Origin of the sequence: Lentilitoribacter sp. EG35 (genome assembly GCF_040784015.1) — a bacterium.
Lineage (GTDB): Bacteria > Pseudomonadota > Alphaproteobacteria > Rhizobiales > Rhizobiaceae > Lentilitoribacter.
In genome coordinates this window covers 13774-31573 of sequence record NZ_JBFNGQ010000004.1, presented here as the reverse complement: position 1 = coordinate 31573, position 17800 = coordinate 13774, and the positions used below count along the sequence as shown (strand labels likewise).

Sequence of the window (17800 nt, the reverse complement as noted above, 5' to 3'; positions counted from 1 at the left end):
TTGTATCAAATGATACATAATTGTCTCATTATGAAAATAAAACTTACCTCGCGTGCGGCAATATTAGAAGCCGCCTTTCAAATTTTTAATGAAAAACCAACAGCATCTCTTGGTGAAGTTGCCAACTACGCTGGTGTCGGTCGTGCGACGTTACACAGGCATTTCAGTTCCCGCGAAGATTTGATGATTGCACTTGCCAACTCTGCATTTGACGAACTCAACGCCGCTGTTGATGGGGCGACAACGCACGCCCAAACACATACCGAAGGGTTAAAACTAGCGCTAGAAGCCATTATCCCGCTGGCTAATCGGCAATGGTTTCTCGCCCATGAAGCGGTGGAAAGCGACCCAAATATAGCCAAACGCTATGTTGCGGATAAACAGGAGCTCTTTCAGGAAATTGAGCAAGCAAAGTTGGAGGGCACATTTTCGAGTGATGTGCCAACAAAATGGATAGCGGAAACCTATGAAAATCTCATCTACAGCGCCTGGGTTCTGGTCAAAGATCAAGATGCAACACCTAGACAAGCAGCCAATCTTGTCTGGCGCACGATAACAACTGGATTAAAACCATGAACATCGAAACAATCGAAAAATTAGGAACAGAGATCGACGACGTATTTTTTATTATAGGTGCGATCATTCTGCTTATTGAAATTGCGGAAGCTTGGTTTAAAGGTTCCCTAAAGAGCAAAAACATTCTTGAAATGCTTGCCAGTGCATCGACACAGATCCCGTATCTTTTTGTCGAAATTTTTATCATGACCGGTGCTTATGGCCTCTATTATATTTTGGCAGAAAACGTAATCCCATGGGAGTTGCCGTTTAATTGGTGGGTCGCAATATTAGCGATCATCGCAGCTGATTTTACCTATTACTGGGAGCATCGTATCTCACATCAGGTTCGCATATTATGGACACAACATGCGGTCCACCATTCGTCACGCGAGTTTAATATAATTACTGGTGTTCGTTTTGGTCCGTTTGAAGGCGTCTGGTCAATGGTGGTGCATATTCCAATGATTGCAGTTGGTTTTCCACCTGATCTGGTTTTCTTTGGAATATTAACAGTTCTTGCCTACCAAACGTGGATCCACACAGAAACAATCGGTAAGCTTGGCCCACTTGAATGGATATTAAATACGCCATCCCACCATCGCGTACACCATGGCTCTGATCGTAAATATCTTGACAAAAACTATGGCGGAATTTCAATCATATGGGACCGGCTATTCGGCTCGTTTCAAGTTGAAGAGGAGACACCCAAATATGGCCTTATGCGCGACTTCGATAGTCGCAACCCAGTCAAGGTCTGGTTTTCAGAAATTCCTGGACTTTGGCAGGATTTAAGAAAGGCAAAAACTAGCAAGGAGGTTTTCATGCGACTCTTTGCACCCCCCGGCTGGAGACCCAAATAGCAAACCTGTAATTAGTTTGATAAGGTTTCCAGATAAAGACTAACGGCACTTTGCACATGGCGAAAACGATCACCACCCAGGTGCTTTCCACCATACCAGCGGGTCACAACGATAATTTGATTTCGAACATCTGCTCGCTCCAGCATACGCAAAATAACCATACCAGCACCACTTTCGCCATCATCGTTTTTCATCTCACCATCATCACACAAAAGCCCCCATGTATTGTGGGTAGCCTTTGCGAATTTCTTTTTCCGCTTTAACTCCTTTATGAAAGCTTTTGCTTCATCCGCTGAGTGACACGGACCACCTGAAACAGAATATTTTGATCCGCGATCAGTTATTATGTTATCTAGGATGAGCATGAACGAGGATTAACTGTAATCATTAATAGGATCAAGCTTTTGGCATGATCATTTTCCCTTAATCACGGCTCTATGCCTACAATTCACCAGAGCAACAGCCGTCAGATTAAATCAATTGGCCGGGAAGCAAGAGTAATTGATTTTCAAGAAACGGGTTGTCCTTATCTGCCTTTCCTCATAAGTGTTGATCACAACTAAATTCACTAAAGGGCCTATCCTATGCAGCTGGACACGTATCTCTTATTCTTTGTGACCACACTCGTCATCTGTTTTACACCCGGTGCCGCAGCAATCACAGTTGCATCCCAAGGTGCAACAAATGGTGGTCGCAGAGCTTTATTTGGTGCTGCAGGCGTGGTTTGGGGCAATGTGATTTATTTCATTTTATCTGCAACAGGTATCGCATCACTTATTATTGCTTCGCATACACTCTTCTCGATCATAAAATGGGTAGGTGTTGCATATCTCATATTCCTCGGCGGCTATGCGATTTTCTCAAAATCAGGTGCAATTAAGGTCGGTGCCGATAAAATAAAGTCACGCTATCGCGCAATGTTCATCAAAGGCTTCGTAATAGAACTGGCAAACCCAAAGGCACTTCTGTATTTTGCGGCCGTCTTACCGCAATTTCTCGACACATCGTCACCTATTGCAATTCAATTTTTGATCATGGGCGTAACAACCTTTTTTCTCGATTGCCTTGCCTATGGTTCTTATGCATTTCTTGGAGATCGCTTAACACGTGGCGGCATGAAGGAATGGGTTGTAAATGCTGTAAATAAAACTGCAGGCACAGCATTGATATTTGCTGGCATTAAAATGGCAAGCGTGAGTGCAAATAACTAAAATTCAAAAAGCCGCATGTCGTATCTAACATGCGGCCCAAACCAATTGGTTTAATTCATATTCAAAATGTTAGCGATTAGCCAAGATTTCTGAACTCTGTTGGAGACAATTTTCCGTTTCCGTCTGCATCAGCAGCATGGAACTGGATAGCAGAGATGCCTGCACGGTTTGCTTCGTGGATGCTCACAAGACCATCACCAGCTTGAGATGCATATACACCGTTTGCATCGCCACGTGTATCATCAACAGATGTGAAGTTAAGGGCAGATGCGCCAGTTAGAGCCATTGCAGATAGTGCGATTGTTGTAAGTACGATTTTCATAATATTTTCCATTCATTTGTTTGTGGAACGTTGTGGCGTTCCTGTTGGTTTAAATGTGAGACATTGTGGTGTCTCGGGTTTAAGTTTGAGATGTTGTGGCATCTCGGTGGTTTACATTTAAGACATTGTGGCGTCTCAGTTAGTAACTTGTTTGAAGCGCCCCAATTAATCCGTTTGGTTAATCTATTTGCCTAACCCGTTTGGATGTTGTTGGCTGCGTTTCGATGAGTTGAATATAGGCCTCAAAAATGCGTTTTCAAACTAAACTCATCACACATAAATGTGAGTGCGGGTGCGCGTGTTTGTCACTTGAATCTGCAAAGGTGACTGAAAGAGGTCAGTTTTATTAATAAATGCAAGCAACTAGCTTTTTGTGCATTGTTAATATTTCTTCACAAAGCGGTCACAAATGCCCTGAAAAAAATGTAATTTTCATGTTTTTTGGGGTGTTTTTTCTCAAAATGAATCTTGTTTTGTGAACGGCTGAGAGTAACCGAGAGCGATAAGGCGATTTGTTTTTTAAAAATCCGCACTTTTATTACAAATCAATCTAAGTCTGAAGCATGATCTTTCTCACTCAGATAAGATGATTTGAGATTTCACAGATGCAATTCGAACATCATTTAGAAGAAAGTCACTAAACTCAGACAATTTCCTGGTGTCGGGTAATGCCACCTCAATCAAACAATCCAGCTCACCAGATAACGAGACAACCCGTTTGACCCCATCCAACGTGCCAAGCCAGTTCAAAATGGGTTCACACGGGCGTTGTGAGAAGCAGATAAAAACAATGGCTTTGATTTTTCCATTATGTTCCTGGTCTATTTCAACCGTATAACCTTTAATTATACCGCGCTCTTCCATACGTCGAATGCGATCTTGCACCGCTGTGCGCGACAGAGCAATTTCTTTGCCAATTGTGGTTGCAGGCATTCGCGCATTGATGGTCAATTGCCTCAGAATTTTTCTATCTGTTTGATCCAAAGCAGCTCCATTCAAATACGGCATTTCGCAGCCAACATACGTCACGTCGCAAGATGATCTTCTTGCGGGTGTCAGCTACTTTATAGATGCAAGTCAAAGGAGCAAGCATGCATATTATTAATCCGAGGTCATTTACAGGAAACTCAGCATGGGATGCGCTGGATATTGAGCAATTCGAGAATGCAACCGTTCGTCTTCACTGGACGGATCAACCATACAAATGGCATATCAATGACGGACCAGAAGTTTTTGCTGTTATGGATGGCACCGTGGATATGCATGTCAAGCAAGATGGCAAAGAGAATGTTTTTCGTTTATATATTGGCGACATCTTTCACGCCCAAAGCGGTGATGAACACGTCGCCCATCCTGTCGGCCCTGCCCGTGTGCTGGTAATCGAGAAAGCTGGCAGCATCTGAAAATATGTTGAGATTTTTCAAACAAAAAAGCCGCATGTCGTATCTGACATGCGGCCCAAACCAATTGGTTTAATTCATATTCAAAATGTTAGCGATTAGCCAAGATTTCTGAACTCAGTTGGAGACAATTTACCGTCGTTGTTTGCATCAGCAGCCTGGAACTGGATGGCAGAGATGCCTGCACGGTTTGCTTCATGGATGCTCACAAGACCATCACCAGCTTGAGATGCATATACACCGTTTGCATCGCCACGTGTATCATCAACAGATGTGAAGTTAAGGGCAGATGCACCAGTTAGAGCCATTGCAGATAGTGCGATTGTTGTAAGTACGATTTTCATAATATTTTCCATTCATTTGTTTGTGGAACGTTGTGGCGTTCCTGTTGGTTTAAATGTGAGACATTGTGGTGTCTCGGGTTAGTATCTTGTTTGAAGCGCCCCGTTTAATCCGTTTGGATGTTGTTGGCTGCGTTTCGATGAGTTGAATATAGGATTGGAAAATGAGAAAATAAATTAAACTCGGCGCACATAAATGTGAGAGCCAGTGTGTGGCTCAAGCTCTTGAATATCAGACCTCGCAAAACAAACAGATAATTTCGTAATAAATTCAAATAAATAGCATTTCGACAGACCAATCAAGTAAACACGAGCCTCGTGAGAAACCACACAAAACCTGTTCAAACTTTTTGTTTTTCCTGCAAAAATCTCAATAAATTCACCCTCCACAAACCAACCTTTGTGAGCGGATGAGAGCAACCGTGACGGAAATGGGGAGAGTTGCAGTGAGAAAAATGGGTTTATTAATGACTATAACTTCTCGAAAGAATGGCTTTCAGACCAAGTAAAATGAAAACCGATTCCTCAATCCAAATCATCGAAAACAAAATAATTGAAGCATCACACTTGACCTAGAGTAACTCCAGCCTGCTATCACCCAGTCTCGATCACCGAGACAAACAGGAGTCTTTTGGCATGTTTATCAAAGAAGCTGCGACAAAGAGCGGGTTAAGCATCGACACTATTCGCTATTATGAAAAAGAGGGAATGTTACCGGTAATTGATCGCAATTCGTCTGGCATTCGGATTTTCACACCAGCCAATATCGAATGGCTCAACATCCTGTATTGGCTTCGGAAAACAGGTATGTCGATGAAGGTCATGAAGCGTTATGCAATTATTGTTCATGAGGGTGACCACACGATACCTGAACGCATGAGTATTTTGCTCGAACACCAGAAGCTGGTCGAAGAACGACGCAAAGAACTCGACGCCTGTTCCGACCTTTTGGCGCACAAGGTGCATTGCTACAAATCATATAAGAAGGATTAAGCCATGAATGGCATGAATATAGAACTTTGGAACGGACAATCCGCACCGCGCATGGGCATTGGCACTTGGGTGATGGGCGGACAGCAATATTGGAATGGCATGTCTGTGGGTTGGGATAATGTGGATGATGAACAATCTCTAGCAACATTGCGTACCAGCTTTGATTTGGGCGTACGCATCATCGATACCGCCGCACAATATGGGGCAGGTCATTCAGAACGCATCATCGGCAAGGCCATTAAACACTCGCAAATTCCACGTGAGGAATTCATCGTTTGCACAAAAGCTGGGTTTGCCTGCGACCCTGACACGGGAGACGTACTGGGTGAGGTTGATAGCAAAGAAGACATCACCAAAAACATTGATGAGAGCTTGCAGCGCCTTGGCGTTGAATATCTGGATCTCGTTAAATACCACATAAACTGGCACCCTATTGATCAATCATATGAAGTGTTTGAAGCTTTTGAAGAGGCGCGCCTTGCCGGAAAGATAAAAGCCTTTGGCTGGAGTACTGATGATCCTGAACGAGCAAGCGTATTTGCTGATAAATATGACGGGTTTGTTGCCGTTCAACACAATCTCAATCTGGTCACCCCTGCAAATAACATTTTAAACTTGATTGAAGAACGCAAACTCTATTCCTTTAACCGGCAACCGTTGGCGATGGGGTTACTCACAGGCAAATATCAAGGCGTCGAAAAAGCTGCCGAAGGTGATGACATAAGATCTGCGGGTGCTGAATGGATGCGCTATTTCAACAAAGGCGGAACGCCCAATGCTGATTTCTTGCAGAAAATCGAAACTGCACGTGGAATTCTTACAGGCGATGGCCGGTCTTTAGCACAAGGTTCTCTAGGCTACTGTTTAGCGAAAAGTCCACGCACCATTCCAATTCCGGGTTGCCGAACGGCTAAACAGGCACGAGATAATTTTGCGGTCATTGAAAAAGGCCCCCTCACCCAAAATGCTGTGAGTGAACTGGAAAATCTATTTGCATAAAAAAATCCCTGCTTTTGGGGATAAGCAGGGTCAAGTTTGGAGGTACAATCGTTTGTAAAAGTTAAGCTTCAGCCGCTTTAAAACTAAGAGCAGCACCATTTAAACAATGACGCAAACCTGTTGGCTCTGGGCCATCTTCAAATATGTGACCGAAGTGACCACCGCAACGACGGCAATGAACTTCTGTGCGGGTACTAAAAAAGGACTTATCCTCTTTCGTGCGGACGGCATCTTCGATCTCTTGATAGAAGCTCGGCCAGCCAGTACCACTGTCAAACTTGGTTGCAGAGTCATAAGCGGGTAAATCACAACCAGCGCAATGGAACACGCCAACACGTTTCTCATCATTAAGCGCACTTGTAAACGCACGTTCTGTATCTTCATGCCGCAATACTTTATATTGCATGTCTGTCAAAATCTGCTGCCATTCAGCATCAGCCTTTACAACTTCATAGGTCATGTCTTTTGCTTCCGGTGGGAATTTATATGTTTTGGCAATTGATGAACGACCGCCTGCTAATAATGCAGCAGCGCCCATTGCAGTGGTGATACCCAAAAATTTACGACGGTTCATAATTGTCTCCTTTTTTGCCCGTTTTGAGCTTGTGACAATCTTATAACGCATAAAATCCGGAAATGGTTTCACTTCCAATAACAGTTTTGTGTGTCTTGCGTGAGAGGTGAGTAAGGCTGTTCAGCGCACCATTGCGTATGCCAGCGCAATCACGCCACCTGCGCAATGGCCTGCTGCAAAAACCCTTTACAATCTTTATTGACAATATCATCAACACTGCGCAGCTTGATGTGTCGTCTAAATTTTCCTGAACCTTCAAGCTGGTTCTGCGGATCAAGCAGAGACGCGCCTTCGCTAAATTCGAGCGAGATATGGGCTTTATATGCAAAGTAACCGCTAACCTGTGTTTTAGGATCACCAGCGATCACTTCAATCATCGTGCCGCCATACTTGGGCACCGAGCTATATTCAGGGCAAATCTCAAGTAGTATCTCCACGAGATTATCAATGATTTGTGTTTTGGTTGCCTCATCCATTCACTTGCTCCCATTTATTGTCACATTGTCTTGGCAATACACTCCCAGCAAATCCACGAAGTGCAACTTAGCCGAAGGATATCAGCTGATCCGGGTGAGCTCATTTAGCTTAAAATCTGCAACAGCACCTTCCGTCGCAGATTTATATGCCGCCAAATGCGGTGTATCCATATGTTTTAACCATAGATCACGTGTTTCCCAAATCTCATAAAAAACGAAATAGGCTGGATTTTCATTATCTCGATGAAAATCATACCGAATGCAGCCTTCATCCTTTAGCGATGGCTCAACTAGTTTTTCCAGAGCATTACGAACGAGTTCTTCCTTGCCTTCTGCTGCTGTAATCTGAGCTAAAATAACGAGTGTCATAAGATTTTCCTTGGAATCAATATTACGAATGATAAACTTACGCGAACAGAATTCCATAAAACAAGCACAATAACCTGCCACGTGATTTTGCTGTTTTAAAAACCGTTGCTGACATAATCTGGCAACTTCGCCGACTATCATGTCCGCAATCAACAATTTTGAGACGTGAGAAACAGATGCCTAAAAAAATAGCGATTATATTGACTGCTGGATATGCTGACTGGGAATGCGCCTTCATAAATGGCATTGGGAGCGCTTATTTCGGATTTGAGACTGTAAATGTGTCCCCTGACGGTCAAGAAATCGTATCTCAAGGTGGGCTTCGAACAATTCCCGATGATAGTATGGCGCATATTAAGCCTAACGATTTTGACATGTTGATTTTGTGTGGCAGTGCGATTTGGGAGACCGCAGAGGCGCCAGACGTCAAGAAATTGGCACTAAATTTTCTAAATGAAAACAAGTATGTTGCCGCCATTTGCGGCGGAACACTTGCGTTAGCAGATGCTGGAATTTTGGACAATAGGCGCCATACCAGCAATGCCTTGGAGTTCCTCACCGGGAAATCCGAAACCTACAATGGAAGTTCATATTATGTGGAGGGTGCCGCCGCGATATCTGATGATAATGTTATAACGGCTGCAGGTAGCTCGCCAGTTCAATTTTCCGCAGCTGTTTTTCGCGCTGTTGGCGTTGAGGAAAAAACCATTTCAGAATTTTTGGCAATGCTGGCAAGTGAGCATTCCAAAGATATTCAGATGTAGCGGAAACCATTTTCACTGCGTTGGAAGCCACAACAACCTACGCAGTGAGAATTGAATCTGAGTTCCGGAAAACCCAATAGTTATTATAAATGCTGCTTGCGATATTCCACAACGGGCAGGCCGCCAATCCCCCAATCATCCAGTGGAACCTCATCAATAACAACAAAGGTTGTTGCCGGATTTTTATTCAAAACACGTTCCAGCAAATCAGATACGCCTTTGATTAGTTCAGCCTTTTGTTCGGCTGTTGGGCCAGTCCCGTTTGGACCACCTTCTTTGGTAACTTTAATATTCACATAGGGCATTCATGCCTCCTGCGTTTTGGGAATATAGGTGAAGATTTTTGTCATGATCCGCCAACCGTGATGATCATGCGTCAAGGTTAGAAAATCGAGATATTCGCGATCCATCATTGTCATGGATGCTCTGACAAAGGCCATTTTTGTGCCGCCGAACTCGATCGAGAAAATCCGATCATGTCGGACCTCCGCCCTATCCGCAGGCGGTGTTCTACGATCCACCATGTCAAAATATTCATCGCGGGATTTGTTCATATAATCGCCGTCAATCATGTTCACATATCGCAAGTCCGGATGAAAAACCTTAGCCAGTTGCTTGGTGTCAGCATGATAAAGCCCATCGAAATATCCATTCATAATCTCAATGACTTGAGTGTATGCCTGTTGATCAGCCATTAGATCAGGCCCTCCGCCTTCATTGCACTTTGTGTTGTTGGGCGGTTTGCAACACGCTCTACAAATGCAGCAACATTGGGCCATTTTTTCAGATCTATTCCGACAAAACTCGACCAATTGCTAACGGCAAACATATATGCGTCAGCAACCGAGAAATTATCACCTAGCAAATATGCTCTACCATCTGCGAAAACCGTATTGAGGTAATCAAACTTGCTGGCAACATTTGCACCCGCTTTAACCTTGTCATCGTCAGAAGCAACACTGGAAAAGAACGGATTAAACGCTTTATGCAGTTCAGAGCTTGTGTAATTAAGATGCTCATGCAGCCGAGCGCGCTCGATCGTTCCGCTCACTGGTGCCAGATCACTTTGCGGATATTGATCGGCAATATATTGCAGAATGGAAGCACCCTCGGTGAGAACTTCACCAGAATCCAACTCCAGTGCCGGCACATATCCTTTAGGGTTGATTTTATTATAATCCTGCCCTGATTTTGTCAGTCCTGCATCCGTATCAACCTCGATCAACTCAAATGCTGCACCGACTTCCAACAAAGCAATATGGCTTGCCAACGGGCAAGCTCCGGGTTTGTAATATAGTTTCATCTAACATTCCTTTCTCATCTATCTGGTTCGATGTATGAGAAAGGCTAACAATGATCACGCTTAATTAATAACATTGTTTTTTCATAATAATGATCTAAATTTTAGATCAAGATGCACGTAATCAAGGGAATTCACAATAAAGCTTGATAGCTGAGTTAAAACCCGGGCCTGAACAATCAAACCCGAGTTTTCTATTTCTATAGTTAGTATTTTTCTGGATTTCCGGGAACAATTTTCGTTACTGTGCCTGCGGGCTTCCCGTCTGGGCCTATATAGGTAAATTTGCCAGGCTCATATGCTATCTTCCAATCTCCTGCGGGGCCACCTGCCCACTTTACATGGTAGCTATCCTCATGAATGGTCAACTCGCCCTTCATCGCTGGCACGCCCGGCAAGGTCATGTACGCAATGGTCTCGGTTGGATAAAATATCGTTGCATCCACATCTTTGCCTACATCCACATAATGAGTAGAGCCAATCATGAAGACCGCTAATATTTTGCTCGTTAATATTGTCATCATTTTACCTTTCAGGTTGTTGGAGATGAATTAATTACAAGATGATTTTGTAATGTTGTCGCCATGCAGAATGGTGATCAAAGTCAATCGAATTGGACCATGCAAGCATGAGATAGCAAGGCGAGCCTGGAGATAAATCAAGATCAGGTCGGTCAGAAATTTCATGGGGAAATGAAAACTCCAGGCATGAAATTCCATCTAAAAACTCACTGTTGACGAATTTCACCGTCCTCTTGCCACCCAGACTTTCGATGCTTTGATGCCCGCCTGTACCCGCCTCATGTTCCTCGATATGAATAGCGGGCGTTGAAACTGTCGCCATTACAAAGCGTGTATTTTTAAGGCTGTTCTGGGCGTTAAATCCAACAGCGATCCACCCACGCGTCGGCGCTGTTAGCTTTCCCACAATACGGTTTTGATGATGATGCCAATGGAACGTAACACCAGAATCTTCTAGTTTCTGATCATCTAATATTGGCAATGCCATGGCCGAATTTCGTATCGGCCATGCAAACGAACCTGTGGCTAAAGTAGCAAGTGTTAAAAACTTTCGCTTGTTCATCTCAAATCCTTGCGCTAAAAATAGTCAAGCAAATTGACTAATATAGATTAGCGAGATTTTGTCAAGCTACTTGACTAAAAATAATAATGACGGATAAAACCACCTACCCTGAAGTAATCGAGCACATTGGAATAAAGCTTTGGCGTGCAAATCAAGATTGGAAAGAACGATTTACGACTGCAATGGTTGATCGTGGCTTTCATTGGTATGCAGAAGCGCGGGGAAGCCTGTTTCAATATATGGGGCCAAACGGCATTGCGCAGATTCAGCTGGCTGAGAAGGCGAAAATATCAAAACAGGCTGTGCAGCAGCATTTGGATGATTTGGAAGCGGACGGTGTAATAGAGCGCGTAGCTGACCCGAACGATGCGCGCAAAAAGCATATCAAACTCACAAATCAAGGCGTCGAAGCCGTGCGAGTTGCCAACGAAATAAAGCTCGCGATAGAAGAAGACTATGCCACTCTTATCGGACGTAAAGCACTGTCAGATTTATCTGCATCACTTGATCGCATCATAAGCCAAAAACATACCACGGTTAAGCGTTGATAGAAAATGAGGCGACTATTTAAATTCTTGCAAACGGCAGCATTTGCAAATCGCACCTTCCGCGATACGATACGTGCGAAATCCCATTTTTTCGTAGTAAGCTTGACCTTCTACATTCGTCGAACCAATGAATGCTTCTATATTCTCTAGACCCGCGTCATATGCGGCTTTTTTTGTGACATCAAACAGCGATGATCCGACACCGCGACGGCCAGCTAACGGAGATACATGAGTACCAATGATTCCCCATCCCACGGGCGTCTCAAACCGATTTCTATCAAGCGCCCACATGAGTGATTGAAAGCCTAGTAGCGTGCCGTCATCATCTATTGCGACTGAGCATAGAATACGGTCAGGATCCTCGATATAATTTCGCATTATAAATGCCTCATCTGCGGGAGATGTCCGTTTCCCCGAGGCAACAAGCTGTTTAAGCATAAAACTCATTTGGGGTGCGTCCGTGGGAACAGCTGTACGGATTTCCATGCATTACTCCTCTAGGTTGGTTACATGTCTAGTATTGCATGGCGGTTCGGCCTGCAAGCTCCTACATTTTAACGATAGTGATTTCCTGCGTACGAAGATTTTCGAACCATGTCTGCTTCCCTTCAATTTACGACCTACGCACGCCCTGCTAATTGCACTATATTGCACAAGTGTATCATATCGATTCGAGTGAAATTATGACGTATGAACAATTGGTTGTTTTGCATGCTATTGTGACCGAAGGCACGTTTCGGGGGGCTGCGGAAAAGTTAAACAAGTCGCAATCTGCGGTCAGTCATATGCTTAAGAAGCTTGAGACAGAGATTGATATTGTCTTGTTATCTCGTGAAGAATACAGACCCACCCTAACCCCCGCAGGCGACGTATTTTATCGTCAGGCCATGCGGGTAATGCAGCAGATGCAGCAGCTTGGCAGCATTGCTAAAAACCTAAGCTCAACACAGGAGGCAGAAGTCTTTTTGGCGGTCACAGCAACTTATCCCCTTAAAGATCTTCTCAAAATCATTGGTGAAGTAACGGCTGAATATCCTGCGACCCATATCAAATTGTCGGGCGAAGCGATGGGTGGTTCTGTAGAGAGGTTAATGAACGATCAGGCGGACATAATCATTGCGTCAATGGATGGTGTTCCGGCAGATCAAGTGGAAGCCATCCCCTTTGCGCAAGTCACTATTATGCCTGTTGCACACCCCGATTTTGAACCCGCGCAAAGCTCTCACCTTAAAACCAATAGCGAGATGCAAAGCTATACGCAAATCATTGTCGCCGATAGCAGCAGCGGCGCGTTTTCACAAAGCAGAGACTTGCTGCCCGGCGGCCTGCGCTGGACTGTGTCTGACTTTATGGCAAAGAAAGAAATCTTGCTTGCTAATATGGGTTGGGGCGGAATTCCAACACACATGATCGAAGATGAGTTGGCAAGCGGTGAACTGGTGCCGCTAAATGTGGAAGGTTATCAACCCCGACAATCACACCTTTTCCAAATTCGCAAACGGGACAAGGATATCGGCATTGTTGCGCAGAACATCTGGGAAAAGTTGCAAGAGTGCCACTGAGTTAAATCTACGGCTAAAACCGCTCTCCCAACAGGCGGTAACACCAGAAGGGTTCTTCTGTCTCAATCAATTGGTTTAGTTTTGCAGGCGAAAACCCAGTGGCGCGACGCACCGCCCTACCCATATGAGACTGATCGGAGAACCCTGCCTCAACCGCGATATCTGCCAGACTATTTTCAGGCGAGATAACTGTTAACTTGTGAAGGTTTTCAATCGCGGAATAAAAGTTCAGCGATTGTTTTGTCTGCCCGCTCATACGTTTTATTTGCCGTTCAATTGTTCGGATACTGCGCCCGGCGGCAGACACTAAAGATAATCTGCCAAGATGATATCGAGACCAATCTGCGAGGCGATCTGATCCGGCCCAATGTGGGCTGCCGGAAACGTTGCGTGCCTTGTTCCAATGAGGAGAAAAACTTTGCCCAAATTCGGCCCAGCATCGATCAGGGTTTAGACAGGCGTGAAAACAAGATAGCGCAGATGCTAAATCCGCCGGCACAATATCTGCCTCTAAATCATAGCCCAGCTTCTGCCACGCATCGGGGTAAAACGCCAATGTGAGAGCTGTTACCGGCGCTGGGCTCCAGCTGATAATGGGTTGACTGCATGGCAGTGTTATCGATTGAGGCGCTATCGGTATCGCCTGTTTTGCATCATCAAGACTATCAGCTTTTCCGACAAGCCGGATTTCACCATCAATCACATATGTGACGGATATCAACGGGGAAGCTGGAAAATAGTTAAAGCGATCCATATCGCTTAAAGAGGCATTTCGGGTATCTCTAAAAATTCCGGCTGCGATGCAACCTGCCAGTTGTTTTGGCGGATATAATAATAATGATTTTGTGTCTTTACTGAGCATCTGTCCATCTTAGTGTGTCGCAATCATTCTATATTGATGAGGGTGATTGAACTAGTCATTGCCATATTGAATTTAATAACGAGAATTTTATGGCAAAACTTAAATTTTCCGGCTCTCTAAGGCACCGTATTTCAAGTTTTATATCTTTAAACGGTGCGCTCCTCTCCACTTATATCGCACGAGCGCTGGGACAAAAGATGGAACCGAGCTGGGAGGCGGATATGGAAATTGGTATCCGCTTCTGGCGAAAGCAATTTACCAAGGCAATGGCTGAACCTGACATGGCGCGTGGCCGCGCGATCTTTGATAGTTTGGCAACCGAAACCGATGATATTTATGATGTAACGGTGACGAACAGCTCTGAACCAAACGGCGTCTGGTACACGCCTGAACACATCCATAGCGATGCCACACTTTTGTATCTACATGGCGGCGGGTACACCTTTAACGGGCCTGTAAGTTCGCGCTTTGCATCTATGTTGGCCCACCACAGCAAAGCACGTCTTTTTATGCCCCGTTACCGTTTAACCCCGGAGCACCCACATCCAGCGCAAATCGAAGATGCGCTCGCAGCGTGGACATATCTAACCAGCCAGATATCAGCAGATAAACTTGTAATCATTGGCGATAGTGCCGGTGGTCATTTATCGCTCATGCTTTTGCAAAAATTGAAATCAGAACAGCTACCCCAACCCGCGCTCTGCATCGGCCTATGTCCGTGGACCGACATTGGTGCCCGCGGTGATAGCTTGTTTGAGAACGACAGGTTCGATCTTGTTCAGGGCTGGATGGCGTTGAAATTCGGACAATGGCTGGATCCTGAAAAAATATATGGGCGCAAAAAATTATCCCCAATTGAGCACAATTATGCGGGCCTTGCACCGCTATATCTTCAGACAGGTGGACGCGAAATTTTACATGATATGATTTGTGACTTTGCCAAGATCCAAGAAGAAAACGGTGCCCAAATCATGCTTGATGCGTGGCCGGATATGCCACATAATTTTCAGGCTTATGATAGTATGAGGCAATCTTCCACGGATGCATTATCGCGCATTCGGCAAATCATTGCCGCCAGCGTCGACAAATATGACAGTTTCGAAAAATCAACGGCAACAAGAACTGTATCAAATGAATTTGATTTTCTAGCGAAAGGAAAATGATATGGATATCGGACGTATTTCAGAAAAAGTAATGGGCATGGATGATACGACGTGGGAACGGCATTCCAACCCTATCAGCGGCTGGACCCGCGTGACGATATTGCCACTGTTGGCATTTGCAATATGGAGCCGCGTTTGGCTAGGCTGGCATGCATTATGGATTGTTGGTCTGATCCTAGTTTGGACGTGGCTGAACCCGCGCCTGTTCGGACCGCCCGCAACCAATGATGCGTGGATGACACAGGGCATTTTGGGTGAACGTATCTGGCTGGCAAAGACCACGCACCCCATTCCTGATCACCATGCAAGAGTGTCCCGCTGGCTCAATATTGCTGCCGGGATATCTGTTCTTATTCTCGCCAAAGGTCTTTTAAGCCTGGACCTTGGGTTTACGATTGCAGGGCTTATCGGTGCCATGGGCGCAAAACTCTGGTTTTTAGACCGGATGGTTTGGCTCAGGCACGATATGGAACCTACCGCTTCTCCTGAATAGATTCCAGATACACAATCACATCGGCAATCTGTAACTCAGTCATTGTAAAGGCCGGCATATCAGGATGGCCAGTTTCAATACCCTCGGCAAATGCTTCCTGTAAGGCATCAATGGGGTAGTATTTGGATAAATATCTGAACTCCAGAGCTTCTGGATGCTTGTTTTTATCCGTTAGCCCGATAGCATGACATTTTGCGCAATTGGCTTCTAAAATACGCTTACCATGTGCACGTGGCTGCACCCATGCAATCCATGACGCAATGTCGCGTGCTTGTTTTCGCGTGAGTGCAAATGTTGGCATAATATTATGCTTTGGCAGTTTGCGATTATATAAATCATCTTCCAATGTGGAGACATCTCGGTGAATTGTCATTCGCCAAAAAGGCACCGCCTGCACTTCAGGACTAATGCCATCAAGCTCTACAGCATGACATCGTGCGCAGTTGGCCTTAACAAGTGCCCGACCATGAGAAACATCGGCCAGCGCACTGTCAATTTGCTGCGCCGCAGCTTGTGGCACCGCGCCAAATGCGGTGCCTGCTATTAAAGTTAAAATCGTCAAAAATTTAGAGCGCATCAAACGTCCTTTCTCTGATTTTGTAACTAAGTAAACATGCCTTACTTATGACCGATGAGCACCGGAACTTTTCGTTGCTGAAGCATGGATTCAGTTGTTCCACCGAAAATCTGTTGCTTGAGCTTCATATGCCCATAACCACCCATCACAATCAGATCAGCGCCCTTTTCAGCTGCTCTTTTCATGATGCAGGTCGCGATTTCTTCACCGCCACTTGGATATTGCTCGACATTGACTTTGCATCCGCGGCGACTTAGCCAGCTTGCCAGATCAGCGCCGGGTTCCTCCCCGTCCACGCCCTCGTTTCTGACAGGGTCAAAAACAGCGACCGTAACTTCATCGGTCAAACTCAGCAATGGGAGCGCATTATGAACAGCAACGGCGGCATGTTTGCTCGAATCCCATGCAATGAATGCATGTGACGGCTTGGTGGCAGCCAGATGACTGTTGGCCCCCTTTATCAAGCCGATGGGTGAATCAAATATGGCGCTTGAGATGATCGCATCTTCCACGTCACTGGTTATGCCATTGCCATCTAACAAGACGACAAGATCAGAAACATTGGCATGGCGCGCAACAACGGCCTTCATAAATGCCATTTCGCAATATTCTGTCAGAACATCTGCTGAAATACCTGCTGCTTGCACGAGTTTTTCAATTTCATTTACACGAGCATCCAATGCCTGGCTTCGCTCATTGACCTCTTTTGTCCATTGATCAACACTTGCATAACCGCCATAGGCAATCCCGTATCCATAAGAATAAATTGCAGGAGCAGCTGAAACCACAACGATGGATAGATGCGCATCTTTGCTTTGCGCCATCTCGATGGCATTTGTAACAGCCTTGTCTGAACCGGATATACCAAAAAATGTTAGGATCGTTTCTTTGCTCATTGTCTAGTCTCCTTTGCAACTGATGGCTCAAGGATAGAACAGTTCTCATGATCACTCTTTGCGTTAGATCAATTCGCGCCAGCCAAATTAAATGTACCATGAAGCGCATAGGCCAAAATAAGAAGGGGATTATTATGCCAATAAAATATAAAAAGATTTTGGAAGACCGGAAGGCTGAACTGGAAACTAACCTTACGCATATTGAAGAGGCTTTAAGCGAGCATCATGAAGTTGGCTTTAGTGATAGTGCTATTGAACATGAAGATGATGAGGTGCTGGAAGCCCAAGGCATTAGCGGCCAAAATGAGATTATTGCCATTAATGCTGCGCTTGCAAGAATTGAAGATGGAAGTTTTGGCATATGTCTGTCTTGTGAAGAACCAATTTCAGAACAAAGATTGGATATCGTTCCCACTGCTGTTAAATGTAAAAACTGTATGAGGTAATAA

The 17800-nt window shown here is 44.8% G+C and carries 28 protein-coding genes; 12 read left to right on the top strand and 16 right to left on the bottom strand.

Features of this window, described 5'->3' with window-relative positions; all coding sequences use genetic code 11:
• Nucleotides 1–30: 30 nt before the first annotated feature.
• A complete protein-coding gene (locus AB2J24_RS08740; RefSeq protein WP_367385205.1) occupies nt 31–576 on the top strand; it encodes a TetR/AcrR family transcriptional regulator in 546 nt (181 codons plus the stop codon).
• The gene (locus tag AB2J24_RS08735; RefSeq protein WP_367385204.1) at nt 573–1418 is read left to right on the top strand and encodes a sterol desaturase family protein; all 846 of its coding nucleotides are present in this window, start codon (nt 573–575) and stop codon (nt 1416–1418) included. Before AB2J24_RS08740 ends, AB2J24_RS08735 begins: the two co-directional genes overlap by 4 nt.
• An 11-nt stretch (nt 1419–1429) precedes the next feature.
• Here the strand turns inward: AB2J24_RS08735 and AB2J24_RS08730 are convergent, their stop codons facing one another.
• The gene (locus AB2J24_RS08730; RefSeq protein WP_162653240.1) at nt 1430–1783 is read right to left on the bottom strand and encodes a YigZ family protein; all 354 of its coding nucleotides are present in this window, start codon (nt 1781–1783) and stop codon (nt 1430–1432) included.
• 219 nt (nt 1784–2002) lie between these two features.
• Between AB2J24_RS08730 and AB2J24_RS08725 the strand changes: the two genes are divergently transcribed.
• Nucleotides 2003–2629 carry a LysE family translocator gene (locus AB2J24_RS08725; RefSeq protein ID WP_367385203.1) on the top strand — a complete coding sequence of 209 codons (627 nt, stop codon included), beginning with the start codon at nt 2003–2005 and terminating at the stop codon, nt 2627–2629.
• A gap of 76 nt (nt 2630–2705) precedes the next feature.
• On the opposite strand, the gene AB2J24_RS08720 is transcribed toward AB2J24_RS08725, so the two are convergent.
• The gene (locus AB2J24_RS08720; RefSeq protein WP_162651397.1) at nt 2706–2951 is read right to left on the bottom strand and encodes an EF-hand domain-containing protein; all 246 of its coding nucleotides are present in this window, start codon (nt 2949–2951) and stop codon (nt 2706–2708) included.
• A 573-nt stretch (nt 2952–3524) separates the two neighbouring features.
• Complete coding sequence (locus tag AB2J24_RS08715; RefSeq protein ID WP_367385202.1) at nt 3525–3959, bottom strand: Lrp/AsnC family transcriptional regulator; 435 nt, start codon at nt 3957–3959, stop codon at nt 3525–3527.
• 83 nt (nt 3960–4042) lie between these two features.
• Between AB2J24_RS08715 and AB2J24_RS08710 the strand changes: the two genes are divergently transcribed.
• Entirely contained in the window at nt 4043–4354 is a 312-nt protein-coding gene (locus tag AB2J24_RS08710) for a cupin (RefSeq protein WP_367385201.1), read from the top strand.
• 95 nt (nt 4355–4449) lie between these two features.
• Here AB2J24_RS08710 and AB2J24_RS08705 read toward each other — a convergent pair whose 3' ends face one another.
• Nucleotides 4450–4695 (bottom strand): EF-hand domain-containing protein, encoded by a 246-nt coding sequence (locus AB2J24_RS08705; protein ID WP_162651394.1) that lies wholly within the window; start codon nt 4693–4695, stop codon nt 4450–4452.
• Nucleotides 4696–5328: 633 nt separating this feature from the next.
• Here AB2J24_RS08705 and AB2J24_RS08700 point away from each other — a divergent pair.
• Both AB2J24_RS08700 and AB2J24_RS08695 read left to right on the top strand, forming a co-directional pair.
• Complete coding sequence (locus AB2J24_RS08700; RefSeq protein ID WP_367385200.1) at nt 5329–5685, top strand: MerR family transcriptional regulator; 357 nt, start codon at nt 5329–5331, stop codon at nt 5683–5685.
• A 3-nt stretch (nt 5686–5688) separates the two neighbouring features.
• Nucleotides 5689–6684: an aldo/keto reductase gene (locus AB2J24_RS08695; RefSeq protein WP_367385199.1), complete on the top strand. Its 996-nt coding sequence runs from the start codon at nt 5689–5691 to the stop codon at nt 6682–6684.
• Between the two features lie 61 nt (nt 6685–6745).
• Here the strand turns inward: AB2J24_RS08695 and msrB are convergent, their stop codons facing one another.
• From msrB to AB2J24_RS08680, 3 genes are all read right to left on the bottom strand, one after another.
• Nucleotides 6746–7258 (bottom strand): peptide-methionine (R)-S-oxide reductase MsrB, encoded by a 513-nt coding sequence (gene msrB / locus AB2J24_RS08690; RefSeq protein ID WP_367385198.1) that lies wholly within the window; start codon nt 7256–7258, stop codon nt 6746–6748.
• Nucleotides 7259–7407: 149 nt separating this feature from the next.
• Nucleotides 7408–7734 carry a DUF1801 domain-containing protein gene (locus tag AB2J24_RS08685; protein WP_367385197.1) on the bottom strand — a complete coding sequence of 109 codons (327 nt, stop codon included), beginning with the start codon at nt 7732–7734 and terminating at the stop codon, nt 7408–7410.
• An 81-nt stretch (nt 7735–7815) separates the two neighbouring features.
• A complete protein-coding gene (locus AB2J24_RS08680; protein WP_162651402.1) occupies nt 7816–8103 on the bottom strand; it encodes a putative quinol monooxygenase in 288 nt (95 codons plus the stop codon).
• 176 nt (nt 8104–8279) lie between these two features.
• Here AB2J24_RS08680 and AB2J24_RS08675 point away from each other — a divergent pair, with 176 nt between their 5' ends.
• Entirely contained in the window at nt 8280–8867 is a 588-nt protein-coding gene (locus AB2J24_RS08675; protein ID WP_367385196.1) for a DJ-1/PfpI family protein, read from the top strand.
• Nucleotides 8868–8950: 83 nt separating this feature from the next.
• Here AB2J24_RS08675 and AB2J24_RS08670 read toward each other — a convergent pair whose 3' ends face one another.
• From AB2J24_RS08670 to AB2J24_RS08650, 5 genes are all read right to left on the bottom strand, one after another.
• The gene (locus AB2J24_RS08670; protein ID WP_162651404.1) at nt 8951–9172 is read right to left on the bottom strand and encodes a tautomerase family protein; all 222 of its coding nucleotides are present in this window, start codon (nt 9170–9172) and stop codon (nt 8951–8953) included.
• Nucleotides 9173–9562 (bottom strand): nuclear transport factor 2 family protein, encoded by a 390-nt coding sequence (locus tag AB2J24_RS08665; RefSeq protein ID WP_367385195.1) that lies wholly within the window; start codon nt 9560–9562, stop codon nt 9173–9175.
• Complete coding sequence (gstA, locus tag AB2J24_RS08660; RefSeq protein WP_367385194.1) at nt 9562–10170, bottom strand: glutathione transferase GstA; 609 nt, start codon at nt 10168–10170, stop codon at nt 9562–9564. Before gstA ends, AB2J24_RS08665 begins: the two co-directional genes overlap by 1 nt.
• Before the next feature lie 203 nt (nt 10171–10373).
• Nucleotides 10374–10691: a hypothetical protein gene (locus AB2J24_RS08655; protein WP_162651407.1), complete on the bottom strand. Its 318-nt coding sequence runs from the start codon at nt 10689–10691 to the stop codon at nt 10374–10376.
• Nucleotides 10692–10722: 31 nt separating this feature from the next.
• Nucleotides 10723–11250, bottom strand: a complete 528-nt coding sequence (locus AB2J24_RS08650) for a DOMON domain-containing protein (RefSeq protein ID WP_367385193.1) — start codon at nt 11248–11250, stop codon at nt 10723–10725.
• Nucleotides 11251–11336: 86 nt separating this feature from the next.
• On the opposite strand from AB2J24_RS08650, the gene AB2J24_RS08645 reads away from it, so the two are divergent.
• Nucleotides 11337–11798, top strand: a complete 462-nt coding sequence (locus AB2J24_RS08645) for a MarR family winged helix-turn-helix transcriptional regulator (RefSeq protein ID WP_162651409.1) — start codon at nt 11337–11339, stop codon at nt 11796–11798.
• 15 nt (nt 11799–11813) lie between these two features.
• On the opposite strand, the gene AB2J24_RS08640 is transcribed toward AB2J24_RS08645, so the two are convergent.
• Nucleotides 11814–12284: a GNAT family N-acetyltransferase gene (locus tag AB2J24_RS08640; RefSeq protein ID WP_367385192.1), complete on the bottom strand. Its 471-nt coding sequence runs from the start codon at nt 12282–12284 to the stop codon at nt 11814–11816.
• Nucleotides 12285–12481: 197 nt separating this feature from the next.
• Between AB2J24_RS08640 and AB2J24_RS08635 the strand changes: the two genes are divergently transcribed.
• Nucleotides 12482–13360, top strand: a complete 879-nt coding sequence (locus tag AB2J24_RS08635; RefSeq protein WP_367385191.1) for a LysR family transcriptional regulator — start codon at nt 12482–12484, stop codon at nt 13358–13360.
• Between the two features lie 13 nt (nt 13361–13373).
• On the opposite strand, the gene AB2J24_RS08630 is transcribed toward AB2J24_RS08635, so the two are convergent.
• On the bottom strand, nt 13374–14222 hold the full coding sequence (locus AB2J24_RS08630) for a helix-turn-helix domain-containing protein (RefSeq protein ID WP_367385190.1): 849 nt from the start codon (nt 14220–14222) through the stop codon (nt 13374–13376).
• Nucleotides 14223–14311: 89 nt separating this feature from the next.
• On the opposite strand from AB2J24_RS08630, the gene AB2J24_RS08625 reads away from it, so the two are divergent.
• Together AB2J24_RS08625 and AB2J24_RS08620 are read left to right on the top strand one after the other, a co-directional pair.
• Nucleotides 14312–15385, top strand: a complete 1074-nt coding sequence (locus AB2J24_RS08625) for an alpha/beta hydrolase (RefSeq protein WP_367385189.1) — start codon at nt 14312–14314, stop codon at nt 15383–15385.
• Between the two features lies 1 nt (nt 15386).
• Nucleotides 15387–15878, top strand: a complete 492-nt coding sequence (locus AB2J24_RS08620) for a DUF6653 family protein (RefSeq protein WP_367385188.1) — start codon at nt 15387–15389, stop codon at nt 15876–15878.
• On the opposite strand, the gene AB2J24_RS08615 is transcribed toward AB2J24_RS08620, so the two are convergent.
• Both AB2J24_RS08615 and AB2J24_RS08610 read right to left on the bottom strand, forming a co-directional pair.
• Nucleotides 15859–16455, bottom strand: coding sequence for a c-type cytochrome (locus AB2J24_RS08615; RefSeq protein WP_367385187.1), 597 nt, complete (start codon nt 16453–16455; stop codon nt 15859–15861). The two genes, AB2J24_RS08620 and AB2J24_RS08615, sit on opposite strands and share 20 nt — an antisense overlap.
• A 41-nt stretch (nt 16456–16496) precedes the next feature.
• The gene (locus AB2J24_RS08610; protein WP_162651415.1) at nt 16497–17351 is read right to left on the bottom strand and encodes a universal stress protein; all 855 of its coding nucleotides are present in this window, start codon (nt 17349–17351) and stop codon (nt 16497–16499) included.
• 134 nt (nt 17352–17485) lie between these two features.
• Here AB2J24_RS08610 and AB2J24_RS08605 point away from each other — a divergent pair, with 134 nt between their 5' ends.
• Complete coding sequence (locus AB2J24_RS08605; RefSeq protein WP_162651416.1) at nt 17486–17797, top strand: TraR/DksA family transcriptional regulator; 312 nt, start codon at nt 17486–17488, stop codon at nt 17795–17797.
• Nucleotides 17798–17800 lie beyond the last annotated feature (3 nt).

Bases quoted from the DNA above. Each gene is read 5' to 3' on its own strand.
- AB2J24_RS08710 (WP_367385201.1), top strand. From the start codon at position 4,043: ATGCATATTATTAATCCGAGGTCATTTACAGGAAACTCAGCATGGGAT.
- AB2J24_RS08705 (WP_162651394.1), bottom strand. From the start codon at position 4,695: ATGAAAATCGTACTTACAACAATCGCACTATCTGCAATGGCTCTAACT.
- AB2J24_RS08615 (WP_367385187.1), bottom strand. From the start codon at position 16,455: ATGCGCTCTAAATTTTTGACGATTTTAACTTTAATAGCAGGCACCGCA.
- AB2J24_RS08735 (WP_367385204.1), top strand. From the start codon at position 573: ATGAACATCGAAACAATCGAAAAATTAGGAACAGAGATCGACGACGTA.
- AB2J24_RS08625 (WP_367385189.1), top strand. From the start codon at position 14,312: ATGGCAAAACTTAAATTTTCCGGCTCTCTAAGGCACCGTATTTCAAGT.
- AB2J24_RS08635 (WP_367385191.1), top strand. From the start codon at position 12,482: ATGACGTATGAACAATTGGTTGTTTTGCATGCTATTGTGACCGAAGGC.
- AB2J24_RS08675 (WP_367385196.1), top strand. From the start codon at position 8,280: ATGCCTAAAAAAATAGCGATTATATTGACTGCTGGATATGCTGACTGG.
- AB2J24_RS08725 (WP_367385203.1), top strand. From the start codon at position 2,003: ATGCAGCTGGACACGTATCTCTTATTCTTTGTGACCACACTCGTCATC.
- AB2J24_RS08720 (WP_162651397.1), bottom strand. From the start codon at position 2,951: ATGAAAATCGTACTTACAACAATCGCACTATCTGCAATGGCTCTAACT.
- AB2J24_RS08700 (WP_367385200.1), top strand. From the start codon at position 5,329: ATGTTTATCAAAGAAGCTGCGACAAAGAGCGGGTTAAGCATCGACACT.
- AB2J24_RS08655 (WP_162651407.1), bottom strand. From the start codon at position 10,691: ATGATGACAATATTAACGAGCAAAATATTAGCGGTCTTCATGATTGGC.
- AB2J24_RS08620 (WP_367385188.1), top strand. From the start codon at position 15,387: ATGGATATCGGACGTATTTCAGAAAAAGTAATGGGCATGGATGATACG.
- AB2J24_RS08610 (WP_162651415.1), bottom strand. From the start codon at position 17,351: ATGAGCAAAGAAACGATCCTAACATTTTTTGGTATATCCGGTTCAGAC.
- AB2J24_RS08605 (WP_162651416.1), top strand. From the start codon at position 17,486: ATGCCAATAAAATATAAAAAGATTTTGGAAGACCGGAAGGCTGAACTG.
- AB2J24_RS08695 (WP_367385199.1), top strand. From the start codon at position 5,689: ATGAATGGCATGAATATAGAACTTTGGAACGGACAATCCGCACCGCGC.
- AB2J24_RS08685 (WP_367385197.1), bottom strand. From the start codon at position 7,734: ATGGATGAGGCAACCAAAACACAAATCATTGATAATCTCGTGGAGATA.
- AB2J24_RS08650 (WP_367385193.1), bottom strand. From the start codon at position 11,250: ATGAACAAGCGAAAGTTTTTAACACTTGCTACTTTAGCCACAGGTTCG.
- AB2J24_RS08645 (WP_162651409.1), top strand. From the start codon at position 11,337: ATGACGGATAAAACCACCTACCCTGAAGTAATCGAGCACATTGGAATA.
- AB2J24_RS08740 (WP_367385205.1), top strand. From the start codon at position 31: ATGAAAATAAAACTTACCTCGCGTGCGGCAATATTAGAAGCCGCCTTT.
- AB2J24_RS08680 (WP_162651402.1), bottom strand. From the start codon at position 8,103: ATGACACTCGTTATTTTAGCTCAGATTACAGCAGCAGAAGGCAAGGAA.
- msrB (WP_367385198.1), bottom strand. From the start codon at position 7,258: ATGAACCGTCGTAAATTTTTGGGTATCACCACTGCAATGGGCGCTGCT.
- AB2J24_RS08670 (WP_162651404.1), bottom strand. From the start codon at position 9,172: ATGCCCTATGTGAATATTAAAGTTACCAAAGAAGGTGGTCCAAACGGG.
- AB2J24_RS08640 (WP_367385192.1), bottom strand. From the start codon at position 12,284: ATGGAAATCCGTACAGCTGTTCCCACGGACGCACCCCAAATGAGTTTT.
- AB2J24_RS08730 (WP_162653240.1), bottom strand. From the start codon at position 1,783: ATGCTCATCCTAGATAACATAATAACTGATCGCGGATCAAAATATTCT.
- AB2J24_RS08630 (WP_367385190.1), bottom strand. From the start codon at position 14,222: ATGCTCAGTAAAGACACAAAATCATTATTATTATATCCGCCAAAACAA.
- AB2J24_RS08715 (WP_367385202.1), bottom strand. From the start codon at position 3,959: ATGCCGTATTTGAATGGAGCTGCTTTGGATCAAACAGATAGAAAAATT.
- gstA (WP_367385194.1), bottom strand. From the start codon at position 10,170: ATGAAACTATATTACAAACCCGGAGCTTGCCCGTTGGCAAGCCATATT.
- AB2J24_RS08665 (WP_367385195.1), bottom strand. From the start codon at position 9,562: ATGGCTGATCAACAGGCATACACTCAAGTCATTGAGATTATGAATGGA.